Annotated in this window: 16 protein-coding genes and 1 pseudogene; 10 read left to right on the top strand and 7 right to left on the bottom strand. The window is 69.8% G+C overall.

Features of this window, described 5'->3' with window-relative positions; translation table 11 throughout:
* Positions 1-6: 6 nt before the first annotated feature.
* Positions 7-999: a methylmalonyl Co-A mutase-associated GTPase MeaB gene (gene meaB, locus ACFWPT_RS23225; RefSeq protein WP_380483905.1), complete on the top strand. Its 993-nt coding sequence runs from the start codon at positions 7-9 to the stop codon at positions 997-999.
* A gap of 297 nt (positions 1,000-1,296) precedes the next feature.
* Here meaB and ACFWPT_RS23220 read toward each other — a convergent pair whose 3' ends face one another.
* Positions 1,297-1,770: a DIP1984 family protein gene (locus tag ACFWPT_RS23220; RefSeq protein WP_380483903.1), complete on the bottom strand. Its 474-nt coding sequence runs from the start codon at positions 1,768-1,770 to the stop codon at positions 1,297-1,299.
* A 114-nt stretch (positions 1,771-1,884) separates the two neighbouring features.
* On the bottom strand, positions 1,885-2,703 hold the full coding sequence (locus ACFWPT_RS23215; protein ID WP_380483901.1) for a hypothetical protein: 819 nt from the start codon (positions 2,701-2,703) through the stop codon (positions 1,885-1,887).
* A gap of 633 nt (positions 2,704-3,336) precedes the next feature.
* Between ACFWPT_RS23215 and ACFWPT_RS23210 the strand changes: the two genes are divergently transcribed.
* The gene (locus ACFWPT_RS23210) at positions 3,337-3,468 is read left to right on the top strand and encodes a hypothetical protein (protein WP_363376953.1); all 132 of its coding nucleotides are present in this window, start codon (positions 3,337-3,339) and stop codon (positions 3,466-3,468) included.
* A 228-nt stretch (positions 3,469-3,696) separates the two neighbouring features.
* On the opposite strand, the gene ACFWPT_RS23205 is transcribed toward ACFWPT_RS23210, so the two are convergent.
* Positions 3,697-4,176 carry an ATP-binding protein gene (locus ACFWPT_RS23205; protein ID WP_380483899.1) on the bottom strand — a complete coding sequence of 160 codons (480 nt, stop codon included), beginning with the start codon at positions 4,174-4,176 and terminating at the stop codon, positions 3,697-3,699.
* A 168-nt stretch (positions 4,177-4,344) separates the two neighbouring features.
* On the opposite strand from ACFWPT_RS23205, the gene ACFWPT_RS23200 reads away from it, so the two are divergent.
* The 3 genes and pseudogenes from ACFWPT_RS23200 (at position 4,345) to ACFWPT_RS23190 (ending at position 6,492) form a co-directional block, all read left to right on the top strand.
* On the top strand, positions 4,345-5,685 hold the full coding sequence (locus ACFWPT_RS23200; RefSeq protein ID WP_380483897.1) for a hypothetical protein: 1,341 nt from the start codon (positions 4,345-4,347) through the stop codon (positions 5,683-5,685).
* Between the two features lie 3 nt (positions 5,686-5,688).
* Positions 5,689-5,913: pseudogene (locus ACFWPT_RS23195) on the top strand (putative quinol monooxygenase); the annotation flags it as partial.
* 105 nt (positions 5,914-6,018) lie between these two features.
* Entirely contained in the window at positions 6,019-6,492 is a 474-nt protein-coding gene (locus tag ACFWPT_RS23190; RefSeq protein ID WP_380483939.1) for a hypothetical protein, read from the top strand.
* A gap of 21 nt (positions 6,493-6,513) precedes the next feature.
* Here ACFWPT_RS23190 and ACFWPT_RS23185 read toward each other — a convergent pair whose 3' ends face one another.
* From ACFWPT_RS23185 to ACFWPT_RS23175, 3 genes are read right to left on the bottom strand one after another with little or no spacing between them, the layout of a single operon-like run.
* The gene (locus ACFWPT_RS23185; protein ID WP_380483895.1) at positions 6,514-6,855 is read right to left on the bottom strand and encodes a hypothetical protein; all 342 of its coding nucleotides are present in this window, start codon (positions 6,853-6,855) and stop codon (positions 6,514-6,516) included.
* A gap of 34 nt (positions 6,856-6,889) precedes the next feature.
* A complete protein-coding gene (locus tag ACFWPT_RS23180; protein WP_380483893.1) occupies positions 6,890-7,471 on the bottom strand; it encodes an HD family hydrolase in 582 nt (193 codons plus the stop codon).
* A 13-nt stretch (positions 7,472-7,484) separates the two neighbouring features.
* A complete protein-coding gene (locus tag ACFWPT_RS23175; RefSeq protein ID WP_380483891.1) occupies positions 7,485-8,597 on the bottom strand; it encodes a helix-turn-helix domain-containing protein in 1,113 nt (370 codons plus the stop codon).
* Between the two features lie 267 nt (positions 8,598-8,864).
* Between ACFWPT_RS23175 and ACFWPT_RS23170 the strand changes: the two genes are divergently transcribed.
* The 4 genes from ACFWPT_RS23170 to ACFWPT_RS23155 all read left to right on the top strand — a co-directional run bounded on the left by ACFWPT_RS23170 (position 8,865) and on the right by ACFWPT_RS23155 (position 12,569).
* Positions 8,865-9,041, top strand: a complete 177-nt coding sequence (locus ACFWPT_RS23170) for a hypothetical protein (protein ID WP_244293278.1) — start codon at positions 8,865-8,867, stop codon at positions 9,039-9,041.
* Complete coding sequence (locus tag ACFWPT_RS23165) at positions 9,038-10,225, top strand: methyltransferase domain-containing protein (RefSeq protein WP_380483888.1); 1,188 nt, start codon at positions 9,038-9,040, stop codon at positions 10,223-10,225. Before ACFWPT_RS23170 ends, ACFWPT_RS23165 begins: the two co-directional genes overlap by 4 nt.
* 256 nt (positions 10,226-10,481) lie before the next feature.
* Positions 10,482-11,405, top strand: a complete 924-nt coding sequence (locus ACFWPT_RS23160; protein WP_380483886.1) for a tetratricopeptide repeat protein — start codon at positions 10,482-10,484, stop codon at positions 11,403-11,405.
* Positions 11,406-11,459: 54 nt separating this feature from the next.
* On the top strand, positions 11,460-12,569 hold the full coding sequence (locus ACFWPT_RS23155) for an XRE family transcriptional regulator (protein ID WP_380483884.1): 1,110 nt from the start codon (positions 11,460-11,462) through the stop codon (positions 12,567-12,569).
* 55 nt (positions 12,570-12,624) lie between these two features.
* Here the strand turns inward: ACFWPT_RS23155 and ACFWPT_RS23150 are convergent, their stop codons facing one another.
* On the bottom strand, positions 12,625-13,227 hold the full coding sequence (locus tag ACFWPT_RS23150) for a superoxide dismutase (RefSeq protein ID WP_380483882.1): 603 nt from the start codon (positions 13,225-13,227) through the stop codon (positions 12,625-12,627).
* 175 nt (positions 13,228-13,402) lie between these two features.
* Here ACFWPT_RS23150 and tsaD point away from each other — a divergent pair, with 175 nt between their 5' ends.
* Positions 13,403-14,455 carry a tRNA (adenosine(37)-N6)-threonylcarbamoyltransferase complex transferase subunit TsaD gene (gene tsaD, locus ACFWPT_RS23145; protein WP_380483937.1) on the top strand — a complete coding sequence of 351 codons (1,053 nt, stop codon included), beginning with the start codon at positions 13,403-13,405 and terminating at the stop codon, positions 14,453-14,455.
* Positions 14,456-14,544 lie beyond the last annotated feature (89 nt).

Here is a 14,544-nt window from a genome sequence, read left to right as displayed (position 1 = left end):
GATCGTATGCCTCCGCGGACGATCGACCTCGACAGCTATGTGACGGGTGTCCTCGACGGCTCGCGCGCCTGGATCGCGCGCGCCGTCACCCTCGTCGAGTCCACCCGGCCCGACCACCGCGCGCTCGCGCAGCAGTTGCTCCAACGGCTGCTGCCGCACGCGGGCGGCGCCGTCCGGGTGGGCATCACCGGCGTGCCCGGTGTCGGCAAGTCGACCTTCATCGACTCCTTCGGCACCATGCTCACGGCGCTCGGCCACCGGGTCGCCGTACTCGCCGTCGACCCCACGTCCAGCCGCACCGGCGGCTCCATCCTCGGCGACAAGACCCGGATGGAACGCCTCGCCGTCGACCCGCACGCCTTCGTCCGCCCCTCGCCCACCTCCGGGACGCTGGGCGGCGTCGCCAAGGCCACCCGGGAGTCCATGGTGGTGATGGAGGCCGCCGGCTACGACGTGGTCCTGATCGAGACGGTGGGAGTCGGCCAGTCCGAGACCGCCGTCGCCGGGATGGTCGACACCTTCCTGCTGCTCAGCCTCGCCCGCACCGGCGACCAGTTGCAGGGCATCAAGAAGGGCGTCCTGGAGCTGGCCGACGTCATCGCCGTCAACAAGGCCGACGGCCCGCACGAACCCGACGCCCGCGCCGCCGCCCGCGAACTCGCCGGCGCCCTACGGCTGTTGCAGGCCCCCGACGCGGCGTGGACACCACCGGTGCTGACCTGCAGCGGCCGCGACGGCGCCGGACTCGACGTGCTGTGGGAACGGCTCCAGCAACACCGCAAGGTCCTCGACGCCACCGGCGCACTGGCCGCGAAACGGCGGGAACAGCAGGTCGAGTGGACCTGGACGATGGTCCACGACCAGCTCTACGCGCGGCTGCACGAACACCCCGAAGTACGGCGGCTCGCGGTCGAGTTGGAGGCCCAGGTGCGCGCCGGCACCATACCGGCGGGGCTGGCCGCGCAGCAGATCCTGGACGCCTTCTTCGGCGCGCCCTGACGGGAGACGCTTCTCGGGTGGCCCTGGGGAGGAAAAGGTGCGAGGGCCGTGCTGATGTGCACGGCCCTCGCACCGGGTGTGGGGCGCCCCGTTCCCGCCCTCGTCGTCCGGATCTGCACGTGGTGGTGAGCTGTACGGTGTGCTCTGTCACCTGTACGCGATGCTGAGCTGCATTGTTCGGCGAGGAATCGAACCCCTGCGTTGCTCTTCACGCGCCAAGGGCCGGATGAACCGCCGGCCCGCGGTGTGTGCACGCCTCCGTGGCGACTACCTGCTTCCCACACCCAGCTGGTGGGGTCAGTCCTCGATCAGGTCGATCTCCCAGTTGGTGCGCTGGATCAGGGTGTCCACCTCGCGGATCTCCTTCGCCAGGGCGTCCGCCTGGGCGCGGAGCTCGGCGACCGGGAGAGCGGCGAGGATCCTGAGTTCGGACCGCAACTGCCGTACGGCTCCGCGCTGGTCGCGCCCGGAGGCGGCGTCGGCGGCCGCGGTGATCACCGAGTGGCGCAGCCGCAGCACGTCCCGGCGGGCGAGGGCGTCGGTCAGCGTGCCGCCGCCCTCGATGAGCGCCGTGGAGTTGGTCCGGTTGATCTGACGGATCAGCCGCTCCAGCCCGTCCAGCACCTCTCCGGCCTGGGCCAGGACCTCCGCCGCGCTCTCGGCCGGCTCCTCGCCCTCCTGGTAGCGGGCACTGCCGACGACGCGCGCCCGCAACTGCTCCACCTGCCGCACCGCAGCCGCGCGCTGCGCGAGCGCTTCAGCCAGTTTCACCGCGTCATCACCTCTACGTCCTACTGATCGTCCGGCAAGTATGCACGTCAGTGCCTGCCGGCACGGTTCGCGGGGTGGGGTCGGCCGGGCCGACCCGGCGGGCGCCGGGCGGGTTCATGCCTCTCGACGGCGTTCGGCCGCGGCCCGTACGTCCGCCAGCGCCCTCGCCCGGTCGACCGGCGGCGGCGAGAAACGTCCGGACGCCGCCAGCACGTGCTCCTCCCAGCGGTCCTGCCAGAACTCCACCGTCCAACCGGGCCACCGCTTCGGCATCTCGTACGCCTCCGCCGACGCCCCGAGCACCCACCAGCCCACCCGCCGACGCAGCGGATCGACGTGGATGCCGGCATCGGCCGACGCCTGGCAGACCCCGTGCTCGGGGCCGCCCGCCAGTCGGTCGAGCAGCGCAGCCCCCTCCCGGACCGGATGGTCGTTGACGTTCGCCAGCACGTAGCAGTGCTCCGCCCCGACCGTCACCACCGCAACCATCGGCTCGGGGTCAGCCAGCTCCTCGTCGCCCGGTTCGAGCAGCGGCCCCACCGCATGCCCGCGCCCACGAGCGCGGACGTGTTCGGGGTCCAGCCCCAGGTACGTCCGCAGCTCGGCAGGGCCGTCGTACATCCACCGGACGTCCCACCCCACCCATGCCTCCTGCAACAGTTCCAGAGTGGCCGCCCTGTGACGCATCTCGGCGCTCGGCCCTTCCCAGGCGAACAGCATCAGCACCTTCCGACCGAGGTCGATCAGTGCCGCACCCTGGCAGTGCACATCGTCCAGCCACCAGTCGACCGCTCTCAGGTACCGGACCATCGAGAGCGCCTCCGCCGGCCCGGCCAGGAGGTCGAGGTCGATTCCTATCGCCCCGAACCGCGACAGGTACAGCTCGAACTCACCGCTCTCGCGGACAACGACAAAATTCGCACGATCACCCATCCGCCCAGAATGACCACCCCCGGCACCGGGCCGCCACCACATTTGACGTACCCACGCGGGCACCGCCCCAGGGCCGCCACTCGATCCACCGGCATCACCTGACAACCGATCAAAATCAGTTGCCGAGGATGCTCGGGCGGCTCACCCCACCCCGACGCATTACTCAGTGGCCTGACCACCACCGACACCCTCTGAGCCAGTCGGGCACAACTGCCAGCACAGGGCCTGACGTCGGTGTCTCTGAGCCGGGACACGATAGGTGGAACTGACGCGGTGTGATGACCTGGCCGTTTCGACCCGGTGGGACACGTTTGTTGGAACCATCTGGCCATCCTTCTTGCAACCTGCGGTGGATTGCCATTCATGTTGGAACCAGTTCCGAACTACCCGGGCTCGCGGCGTCCGTGGCCGCTCCGCTGAGGGGCTTGGAACCGAGCGAGCGCGTACGCAGGACAACTGGAGCGGCGGGGACGACAGCGGTTCAGCCGTTGTCGTCACACCGCGCCGCTTGGGACCTATCCTGAGCCAATGCTTCACGAGCTGTGGGACGAAGGCGAGGAGGGAAAGATGTTCTGCCTGGCCGGACCGCGCGGAGACGGGGCTCGTGCGCTCTTGTCCGAAGGTGCCCGGCTCGTGTGGACCGTTGAGGCCGCGAGCTACTTCGACGCGATGACGTTGTACTACCAGCGCATGGGCTGGGGCACCTACACCACAGAGCACCCGGAGTGGGACAACCGGACCTACGCCGAGCACGGCTGGGAATGATCAACCCATTTCACGCCTTCAGTCACACACGCCTCACGAACTACAGCTGGAGTAGTAGCCCCAAGAGCGATTCCAGCGCTGGGGCACTCCGGTTCCAACAACCGTGACCAAGTTCCAGCCAACGTGTCCTGGCTCAGTCTCGGCAGCAGCCGAGACACCGACGCACAAGCCAATTCCTTACCGTCAGTCAACAATCCGTCACAGTCACGAGGCGCCCGACGGTCGCCACTACGCCACCTCGCGCAGAGCGTGAAGGTCCAGTGCCGTGCCCCATCCATGCGTGGGGCACGGCACTTCGGCGACTTCCAGGTACTCGAACCAGACCACCTTGCCCACCCCCGCCGGGCGCCAGCCCCACGTGTGCGCCAGCGCTTCGACGAGCAGGAGGCCACGCCCGCTGGTCGATCCGGCGTCACGCTCGCGCTTCGGGAGTTCCGGGCACCGATCGGCGACCTCCACCCGCACCCGCCCGGCACACCACCGGACGGTCACGGCACAGCGCTCCTTGGTGTGCACGAGCGCATTGGCGATCACCTCGCTGGCGCACAGCTCCACTTCCCCGAGCGCATCAACCGAAAGCGGCACACCCCACTCCCGCACGATCGCCCCCACCAACCGCCGGGCCGCCGGCACGGCGTCGGCCCCCGGCGGCACGCCCCACTCCAACGGAACCGGGAATCGAGCGGTGTTGAGCGGACTGACGATCACTGGGAATCCATTCGGTCACATAGCGACAATTCGGCAGCCACGCCGGATCGTTCGGGTCCACACCCACCGTCCAAATGGCTGACGCCAAGTCAACGCGGGTACACAAGAAGGGAGAACAGGCGAAGCTGGTCCAGGCGTTGAACCGGTTGAACAGAGGACGGGATCGCGATGACCCACCGACCGCGCACACCCAACACCGCGCTCGCGACACTCATGCAGCAGGCGGGGTGGGGCAACGGCCAGCTCGCCCGAGCCGTGAATCGCGTCGGAGGCGAGGCGGGGCACCAGCTGACCTATGACAAGTCGGCGATCTCGCACTGGCTCTCGGGCACTCAGCCCCGGGCAGACGTACAGGAGGTTGTCCGCGAGACGTTCTCACGTCGGCTCGGACGACCGGTGACACCCGAGGAGACGGGCTTCGGGCGCGGTGCCGAGCAGGCGGGCAGCCAGGGAGTCCTGTCCGATCTGATGTCGATCGGCAAAGCCGACATGGATCCCTCGCGCCGTGGTGTACTCGTCTCCGGGCTCTACTCGCTCGCCCTGACACTGCCGGTCTTCGACGACACCGCTGACCGGATGAACCATGCCGCGGCGGGCCGTACCGTGCGGGTCGGCCAGGGCGAGGTCGAGACCGTTCGGAGGATGACGGACCGGATCGCCGATATCCTCGACGAGCTCGGCGCCGCCCACGCCCGCCCGATGGCGGCGGCCTTCCTGGTCAACTCGGTCGGCCCCTGGCTCCAGGCATCCGGCACCACGGAAGTGAAGGCCGGCCTGCTGTCGGCCGCCGCCGATCTCACCTACCTCACCGGGTGGATGGCGATGTACGAGACTGCCCACGGTCTCGGCCAGAAGTACTACGTCCAGGCCCTCAAGCTCGCACGCGAGGCCCAGGACCACGTGACGTACTGCCGCACCCTACGGGGCATGGCGCTCCAGGCGTCCAATCTCGGATATGGCCCGAAGGCGCTGGAACTCGCCGACTCGGCCGCCGAAGCGGCTCCGGCCTCCGGCCCGCGACTGCGGGCCTTCCTCGCCGGCCAACAGGCGCACGGCGCCGCCATGGTGAAGGACCAGCGGCAGGCATTCGCGCGGCTTGCCGAGACCGAAACCGCGCTGACCCAGGCCGAGGGCCGCAACGACTCCGTCGGCGGCTACGACCAGGCCGCCTACCACTTCCACGTCTCGCACGTGCTGTACGAACTCGGCGACCTCTCAGGGGCGATCAAGGAACTTCAACTCTCCAACCGAGCCCGCCCCGCCAACGAGAAACAGGGCCGCGTACACGGCAACGGCCTGCTGGCCCGCCGCCAGATGGAACTCGGGCACGTCGAGGCCGCCTGCGCCACCTGGAACGCGTTCCTGGACGACTACGTCACGATCAGCTCCGTCCGTGGCGACGAGCACTTCCAGGCTCTGGGCAAGGGCCTCCCGGCACGAGCCACCAACCGTACGGTCCGCCAGCTCCACCAGCGCACCCGCGAGGTCGCCGGCCAGAAGGCCGCGTGACCCGTGGGATTCGTTCTGGTCGTCCGCTTCATCACCCACGACGCCACAGCAGCCCGCGCCTTCGACCAGCTGGCAGCTGCGGCCCTCGAAGAAATCCGCGCCCAGGAACCGGGCACACTCCTCTACGTCACTCACACCGTGCCGGGCGAGCCACACGTCCGGGTCTTCTATGAGTTGTACGCGGACCGTGCGGCCTTCGAGGAGCACGAACGGCAACCTCACGTCCGCCGATTCCTGGCCGAACGCGCTCAGCACCTCGAATCGTTCGAGGTGACGTTCCTGGATGAAACCTCCGGCAAGGGCACGTTCGCCGTGAAGGCCGACCGGAGCGGTCTGCGGATCGGAATCACGGGGCACAGGGGGCTGGCGGCCGGGGTGGAGGAGCAGGTTCGACGGCTGCTCGAAGGCGCTCTCGCGGGAGAGGACCCGACTGGGCTCACGATCGTGTCCTGCATCGCGGACGGGCCGGACGCGTGGATCGCGGAGATCGCGCTCGAACGGGGGGCGCGGCTGGAGGCCGTCATTCCGGCGGATCAGTACCGGGACGGGCTGCCGGACTGGCATCACCCCGTCTACGACCGACTGTTGAGCAGTGCCAACGCCGTTCACCGAACAGGCCGGGTGGAGTCCGACGAAGCCGCCCACATGGCGGGGAGCGAGGTCCTGGTAGCCCAGGTCGACAAGCTCCTCGCCGTCTGGGACGGCCTGCCGGCCCGCGGCTACGGCGGGACGGCGGACGTGGTCGCCTACGCCCGCCGGCGCGGCGTGCCGGTTGAGGTGCTGTGGCCGCAGGGAGCGCGCCGGTGAATGCGGAATGGGGCCTACCAGTCAGGCCGGTCGCGCCGCCGCGACCGCGTCGGTGTACAGCTCGGCGGTCAAGTCGGCGTCTTTGATGCCCAGTTCGGCCAACACCACACGCACCAGGGCGAGGGCCGGCGTGAGGTCGGCCTCTGTGGCGGCCGTCGTCTCGACCTCGATGAACGTGGCGTCGTCCAACTCGGGAACGCGAACGAGCGTGGCGAGCAGGTGCCTTCCGTCGCGCTGGAAGCCGTAGTTGCGGCACCGCTTCTCGAACGCGATGCGAGGGGTGAAGCCCAGGCCCCGGATGATCTCGTGCGCGGCGTCGTCCACCATCACATCGAACTGCCGCTTTGAGACCGACACCGGCAAGGTGCCGCCTTCAAGGCGCGATCCACGACCCGCGTCAGCTCGGCCTCTCGCCGAGTGCGGCACGGAGCCAGTCGAGGGAGTCGGTTGCCAGGACGGCGTCGGCGAGTGCGTTGGCGGTCGTCGTGGTGAGACGGCCACGGCTGTTGTCGATCCAGCGCTGAGCGTTCGCGTAGCCCTGCGCCTTGTACTCGACTCCCTGGATCAGGCACTCCAGCTTGTCGGCATCCCGCGCACAGACCGCCTCCGGAGAGTCCTTCGCTTCGTACTCCGCGACGAGATCCCGGATGGTCGAGGCGAGGATCTCCGGCATGCCGCCGATCTGGTCGGCCGTCACCGCCGCCGGATCGGCGCCGGGCGCGTACTTCTTCCCCAGATGGTTGACGTCCCCGGTGCGCGTCTCCTGGGAGTCGTGCCAGACCGCGAGGAAGGCGGCCTGCGCCGGGTCCGCGCCTTCGAGCTTGGCAATGATCGAAGCGATCAATGCGGTTCGCCAGGAGTGTTCGGCGACCGATTCGGGATCGCGGACGCCGGCCATCCACCAGCCCGTGCGCTTGGTCTGCTTGAGCGTCCCGGCTTCGAACAGGAACCTCGCCACCGGCGTCAGGTCGTCTGTCACTGTCTGGCTCCTCTCACGCCTCGACAAGGCGGATCGCGTAGCGGATGCTGTCGAGTTCGCGTCGCCCGCGCCGCGACAGCTCCCGACCATCCAACAGCACCGGGAGCCGTTCGCGCAGGGCGCGGGCCGCAGTTCCGGAGCGCAGCAGATCCGGCCGGACCTGGAGCAGTGACCACACACTGTGGATGTTCAACTCGGCGTACCCGCACTGCGGGCCGAGACCCTGAACGAGGTGCGCGAGGAGCTTGTCTCCGGACCACGGACCCGGCGACCGGGCAGCGATGAAGTCGTCGGAGAGTTCGAGGTACGGGACCTCGCCGACCCAGTACGCCCAGTAGTTGAGGTTCGCCATCGTGCCCGCCTCATCGGCGAGGGCCGTTTCGATGAAGTGGCTCATCCGATCCCGGTCACCGTGGCGGGCGGAGACCATGGCGACGGAACGGGAGTTGAGCCAGTGGCTCAGCCAGTCGTTCGGCTGCTCGGAACGCTGCTGGTGGGCGAGCCACTCCCGGGTGTCACCCTGTTCGTCGTATCCGGCCAGGTACAGCGCTTGGCGGCGGGCGAGGAACTGGTCCGTTCCACGCGCTTCCTCGGCCGCGCGCCGCAGGTGCGTGTAGAACCGGGCGCGGTCGGGGGCGAGGAGTTCCGGTCCGGCCGGCGCTGGGCCCTTTCGTGGACGCGGCGGGGCCGGGAGGTCGCGAACGGCCTTCGGCGCTGCACCGCTGAGCGGCCACATGAGAATCTCCACGAGGTCGCGCCGTATCACCATCGCCCCGAGGGGGCTCCCGACAGTCGGCGACTTCTCCTCAACGATGCCGGCGAGCAGGATGTCCGCCTCGAAGGATCGCTCCAGTGTTTGGAGGAGTGCGGGCGCTGTGCCCATCTGCATCAGCCGATGGCGGTAGGTGAGCATCTGCCCGACAGGTACGGCCGTGAGCGGGCGCCGACCACTCTCCCATCCGGCGATCGTGTCGGTCGACACGGCCAACCGCTCGGCGAACTCGCCCTGGGTGGCCCCGCACTGTTCTCGTATCACCCGAAAGACGTACCCGGAGATGATGCCCACGCGTGGGCGCCGAGGCCTTCCCTGACTGACAGTCAGAGACTGATGCGGGCTTGACTGCATGAGAGCCCCCCACTTCGGGAGTTCGTGCCAACGTACCTGTACTCGCGGTCACTTCAGGTTCCGACTCCGGGACCCTACCGTCGTAGGCGTCCCCGACCGAGAGCGGTCGGAGACCCGTCAGCGGGTCTCGCTCCCTGCGACGGCGGTCCCGCTCTCATCAAGGAGCCTATCGGCCCGGGGCACGTCAGTTGGTCACTGTCACGTCCGTGCGCCTGGGCAAGCGCTCCACGCGACAATCATCGCGAACAGGACAGGTAGGAGGCACCCATGGGATGGGGAACCGGCAAGGACGGAAGCTCCGGTGGCGGCAGCGGGGGCAACGACGGCGGGCAGGGCAAGCACGCGAACAAGGACCGGAAGGACTTCGGGAAGGACAAGACGACCCCGGACACCTCGTCCGGGTCGTCGGCCGCCAAGCACCGCAAGGACGGCGACGGGAAGTGACGAGCCAGCAGAACGACCTGGAGCAGGCCGCCACGAACGGCCTGCTCCGGGCGGTATCCCGCTCTCTCGGCCACGATGTGTCCGATGAGTGGCGAAGGGCCGCAGAGGCGACCCCGCGCCATCGTTTCCTCCCGGACCGGATCTGGCTTGCCGACGGTGACGGCTACCGGCTCTGCGACCGTGAACGTGAACCCGACCGCTGGTTCGCCGCCGCCGGTTCGGACGTTCCCGTGGTGACACAGGTCAACGACGGAGCGGAGCCGACGGATGTAGCCGATGCGTGGCCGTCGTCCTCGGCCTCCGAGCCGTCTGTCGTCTTCCAGATGCTCGAACTCCTGGACGTCACACCGGGGATGCGGGTTCTTGAGATCGGCGCGGGCACCGGGTACAACGCAGCCCTGCTCTCCCACCGCCTCGGTGGGGCGAACGTGACGACGATCGAGATCGACGCCGCCGTGGCCCACCGCGCCCGGACCAACCTCGACGCCACCGGCTACGCACCCAGCGTCGTCTGCGGCGACGGAAGTCTCGGCTGGAACGCCGCATCGCCGTTCGACCGGATCATGGCCACCTGCTCCGTGAAGCGCGTTCCGGGCGAATGGATCAGCCAGACCAGGCCCGGCGGGCAGATCCTCACCCCTTGGTACGACGAGTGGAGTTGCGGCGGACTCCTCCGCCTGACCGTCACCGGCGACGGCACCGCCACCGGCCGCTACACCGCCGACAGCGCCTTCATGCTGATGCGCACCCAGCGCCGCGACCTCCGCCTCTTCCGGGACGTCGTCATGGACGAGCACGTACCGGACGAGTCCACGACCACGCTCGACCCCTGGGCCGTCGCCGACTCGGAGTTCGAGACCCAGTTCGCCCTCGGGCACCGCCTCGGCGACCTCTGGTACGCCTGGCACCACGATCCCGATCTCGACGACGTCGAGACGCGCCTCTGGGTGGCCACGACCGACGGCGGCTCCTGGGCCGCCGTCGACTGGGACGGCACCGAGAACACCGAGCGGTACACGGTCTGGCAGCACGGCCCGCGCCGCCTGTGGGACGAAGTCGAGGCCGCCCACCGCTGGTGGCTGGACAATGACCGCCCCGGTCCGAGCCGCCTCGGCCTCACCATCGGCCCCGGCGGCCATCAGGCCTGGCTGGACGACCCGACGAATGCGTGGCCCCTGCCGTAGGGGAATGGATCGCCCATCGCATTCGGCACGGCCCCGGATCGCCGGTCCGGGGCTGCTTGCCTGAATCCGATCGGATGTTCCAGGTGGTCAACAGCCCGACAACTGGTCACGTGGAGAGCGGAATTGGCGTTACCTTGGATCGGGTGTCGAGCTGAGCCGGAGGGGCGTGGTGGATCGCCGGGGATTCGTGGCCGCCTCCAGTGCGTACGCGCTTGCGGCATTGGGCCTGCCCGACCCTGATGCCATCCTGCGGCGGGTGCAGGGAAAGACTGACAGCACAGTGAAGGTCGGCCGGGGCGAGGTCGCAGCGATCCGCCGGATGACGAAGTCGCTGGGCGACGCGGCCGCCGAGCTCGGTGGCGGCCATGCCCGCCATCTCGCCGTCCGCTACCTCCAGGACGACGTCGCGCCCTGGCTGGACGGGACGTGGAGTGAAGCCGTCGGCCGGGAGCTGTTCGCGGCGACCTCCCAACTCGTCCACCTGGCCGGGTGGATGGCCCAGGACGAGGGGAACCAGGACGCCGCCCAGCAGTACTACGCGCATTCCTTCCGGCTCGCTTCCGAGGCCGGCGACGCCGAGTTGGCCGCCACCGCCCTGCGCGGTCTGGCCGTCCAGGCCATCGACCTGGGTTTCAGGCCCACCGCCGTGCGGATAGCGGAAGAGTGCGTCGACCAGGCCGAACACCTCGATGACTCCCGAGCACTCGCCTACTACCAGGCCACCCTGGCCACCGCCGCTGCCCTCGACGGCGACCGGCGCACCGCGACCAGCTCGCTCGCCGCGTCCCAGAGCGCGATCGAACGGGCCACCGGCGCGCCCGGCGAGTCGTGGGCCTCGCACTACAGCATCGGCCGGTGGGCCCACGAGTCCGGCATGGTCCTCGCCCGACTCGGCGACTACAGCAGCGCGCAGGAACACCTCCACCACGCGCTCGACATCCACGGCCTCGACCGCCGCCGCACCCGGGCGATCGTCCTCGCCGACCTCGGCACCGTCCGTCTCCGGCAGGACGACGTCGACGGCGCCCTCGCGTCCTGGAACGACTTCCTCGACTGCGCGGACGGCATCCGCTCGGTCAAGGTCCAGGACGCCGTCCGCGACCTGCGGGCCCGCCTCTACCGCCTCCGCGATGTGGCCGGTGCCGGGGAACTCGACGAACGAGCTGCGGCGTTAGGGTGAACCGTGGCAAACGACCAACCGGGCCCGTCCGACAGTCGGGAGCAGTGGCGATGGGTGCGGAGCTTCCTCAACGACCATCGCTTCGAGTTGACCAATCGGCTCCTTGCCGAGAGCGATCCCGAACGGCTGGTCCCGGGGACTCCGTTGCTGGCTCGGCGGCACTGGATTCCGGAGCAGCCGGTGCCGCTGGAGCGTGTCCGACTGCGCTGGCAGCCGGACTCGCCGGAGGCCGAGCTGGACGGCGGCGAGCCGGAGCTCGACCGCATCCGCCCGCGTCAGAGGGGCGGCACGACCTACCGTCGCTACGCCGACGTGGTGCGGGAGCTCGCCAGGCCCAGGCTGTTCGAGGATCGAAGCTGCTACCGCCTGCTTGATGTCGGGACGTCTGCGGGCGATCCGACGCTGACCTTCGGCCGCGGCCGGTACTTCGACGTGATCAACATCTGTGAGGCCGTCGCGCACGAGTACGCTGCGGCGGTCCTGGCGGGCGAGGCCGCCACGCCCTTCCGGGCCGCCATCGGCGATCCGACCGACCTCGCGCGCCGGCCGGTCATGGCGGCCATCAGCACGCTGACGATCCGGCACGATCGCAGGACCGGCGAGGCGGAGTTCGTGCTGCACTGGCGAGACCCCGAGAAGGTCGCCAGCGGCGGGGGTCTCTTCCAGGTGATGCCGGTCGGGATGTTCCAGGCCTCGCACGATGCGCCGTGGAACGAGGGGAACGACTTCGACCTCTGGCGGGCGATCCTGCGGGAGCTGAGCGAGGAGTTGCTCGGCAGCACCGAGGACTACGGGAGCGACAGGGCGCCGATCGACTACGCCGCCTGGCCGCTCGACAAGTCGCTCACCGCGGCGCGCGCGGACGGCCGCCTGCGGGTGTTCTGGCTGGGCCTCGGGATGGATCCGCTGACGCTCGTCACCGACATGCTGACCGTGGCCGTGTTCGACGCCGAGCTGTTCGACGACACGTTCCGGCGCATCGTCTCGACCAACGACGAAGGCCACCGCGTTGGCCTGGAGGACGCCACCGGACGCTCGGCCGGCATCCCGTTCACGGCCGAGCAGGTGGATCGCCTCACCGCCACCGAGCCGATGCAGCCCGCCGGTGCGGCGCTCCTGCGGCTCGCCTGGCGGCACCGGAAGGCGTTGTTGCAGCTCTCCTGACACAAGGAAGGCCCCGGACCGCCCGACCGGTCCGGGGCCGTTCACCTAGTGCGCGTCAGACGGTCTTGGCGGCCGCGAAGCGGGTCGAGACGTCCTGCCAGTTGACGACGTCCCAGAGCTTCTCGACGTAGTCGGGGCGGACGTTGCGGTACTGCAGGTAGTAGGCGTGCTCCCAGGCGTCGAAGGCGAGCAGCGGGGTGGTGCCCTGGCCGACGTTGCCGTGGTGGTCGTAGACCTGCTCGACGATCAGGCGCTTGCCGAGGGGCTCCCAGGAGAGGATGCCCCAGCCGGAGCCCTGCACGCCGGTGGTGGCGATGGTGAGCTGCTTGCGGAAGGCCTCGAAGCTTCCGAAGTGCTCGGTGATGGCGTCGGCCAGCTCGCCCTCGGGGCGGTCGCCGCCCTCCGGGGAGAGGTTCTGCCAGAACAGCGAGTGCAGCACGTGGCCGGACAGGTGGAAGGCGAAGGTCTTCTGCAGGCCGACCAGGCCGCCGAACTGCTCCTTGTCGCGCGCCTCGGCCAGCTGGTCCAGGGTGTCGTTCGCACCCTTGACGTAGGCGGCGTGGTGCTTGGAGTGGTGCAGTTCGAGGATCTCGGGGGACATCGCCCGCTCAAGCGCGGAGTAGTCGTACGGCAGGTCGGGAAGCGAGTAGGTGCCCATGCTGGGACACAGCCCCTTTCGATGAACAGTGATGATCGTGCCGGGACAACACTATTGCGTATGAGTTGCAGGAACGAAGCATGGGCTCCTGCTTATTCCTCACGTCTCGTCGGGCACAATGGTCGCGAGTGCATGTAATGAGTGATGAGGGTGAGTGACTGTGACAGGGTCACCGGTGGTGCTGGGGATCGAGTCCTCCTGCGACGAGACCGGCGCGGGTCTGGTCCGGGACGGCGTACTGCTCGGGCAGGCGGTGGCGTCGTCGATGGACGAGCACGCCCGCTTCGGCGGGGTGGTGCCGGAGATCGCCGCCCGGGCGCACGTCCACGCGATGGCGCCGGTGGTCGGCGAGGCGCTGGCGCGGGCCGGGCTGACGCTCGCCGACATCGGCGCCGTCGCGGTGACGACCGGTCCGGGGCTGGCCGGGGCGCTCCAGGTCGGGGTGGCCGCGGCCAAGGGCTACGCGTTCTCGCTCGGCGTCCCGCTGTACGGGGTGCACCACCTGGCCGGGCACGTCGCCGCCGCGACGCTGGACGGCGGGCCGCTGCCGAACCCCTGCGTGGTGCTGATCGTCTCGGGCGGGCACACCTCGCTGCTGCTGGTGCGCGACCTCGCCCGCGATCCGATCGTCCACCTCGGCGACACCCTGGACGACGCGGCCGGCGAGTGCTTCGACAAGGTCGCCCGGATCCTCGGCCTCCCCTACCCCGGCGGTCCGGCGATCGACCGGGCGGCCCGGGACGGCGACCCGACGGCCGTCCGCCTGCCGCGGCCGCTGACCGGACCGCGGGACGACCCGTACGCGTTCTCGTTCTCCGGGCTCAAGACGGCCGCCGCCCGCTGGGTGGAGGCGCGGCGCTCGGGCGGCTCGGACCCGTACGTGCCGGACGCGGCGGCCGGGTTGCAGGAGGCGATCGCCGACGTGCTGACCCGCAAGGCGGTGCGAGCCTGCACCGATCACGGGATCGGCACCCTGGTGGTGGTCGGCGGGGTCGCGGCCAACTCCCGGGTGCGGTCGCTGGCCGAGGAGCGCTGCGCGGCGGCCGGGATCGCGCTGCGGGTGCCGCCGCTGAGGCTCTGCACGGACAACGGGGCGATGGTGGCGGCGATCGGCGATCTGCTGGTCCGCTCCGGCGCCGAGCCGGCTCCGGCGGAGCTGTCGGTGGATCCGTCGGCGCCGCTGGAGTTCGCGGCGTTGACGCCGTTGGCGCGGACTGCCGCGGCCTGACGGCGGGTTGGCCTGACGGCGGGTTGATCCGCCGTCGGGCCGACCTGACGGGGTGCGCCGGCCTGACGCGGCGCGCCGACGTGGCGGGG

It is taken from the genome of Kitasatospora sp. NPDC058478 (genome assembly GCF_042720345.1).
GTDB lineage: Bacteria > Actinomycetota > Actinomycetes > Streptomycetales > Streptomycetaceae > Kitasatospora.
Note: the sequence above shows the minus strand (reverse complement) of the source record. Positions and strands in the feature narration are given on the sequence as shown.

What these genes read in the sequence shown, in the direction of transcription:
- ACFWPT_RS23200 (WP_380483897.1), top strand. Translation starts at nt 4,345, where the DNA reads ATGACCCACCGACCGCGCACACCCAACACCGCGCTCGCGACACTCATG.
- ACFWPT_RS23175 (WP_380483891.1), bottom strand. Translation starts at nt 8,597, where the DNA reads ATGCAGTCAAGCCCGCATCAGTCTCTGACTGTCAGTCAGGGAAGGCCT.
- meaB (WP_380483905.1), top strand. Translation starts at nt 7, where the DNA reads ATGCCTCCGCGGACGATCGACCTCGACAGCTATGTGACGGGTGTCCTC.
- ACFWPT_RS23170 (WP_244293278.1), top strand. Translation starts at nt 8,865, where the DNA reads ATGGGATGGGGAACCGGCAAGGACGGAAGCTCCGGTGGCGGCAGCGGG.
- ACFWPT_RS23215 (WP_380483901.1), bottom strand. Translation starts at nt 2,703, where the DNA reads ATGGGTGATCGTGCGAATTTTGTCGTTGTCCGCGAGAGCGGTGAGTTC.
- ACFWPT_RS23150 (WP_380483882.1), bottom strand. Translation starts at nt 13,227, where the DNA reads ATGGGCACCTACTCGCTTCCCGACCTGCCGTACGACTACTCCGCGCTT.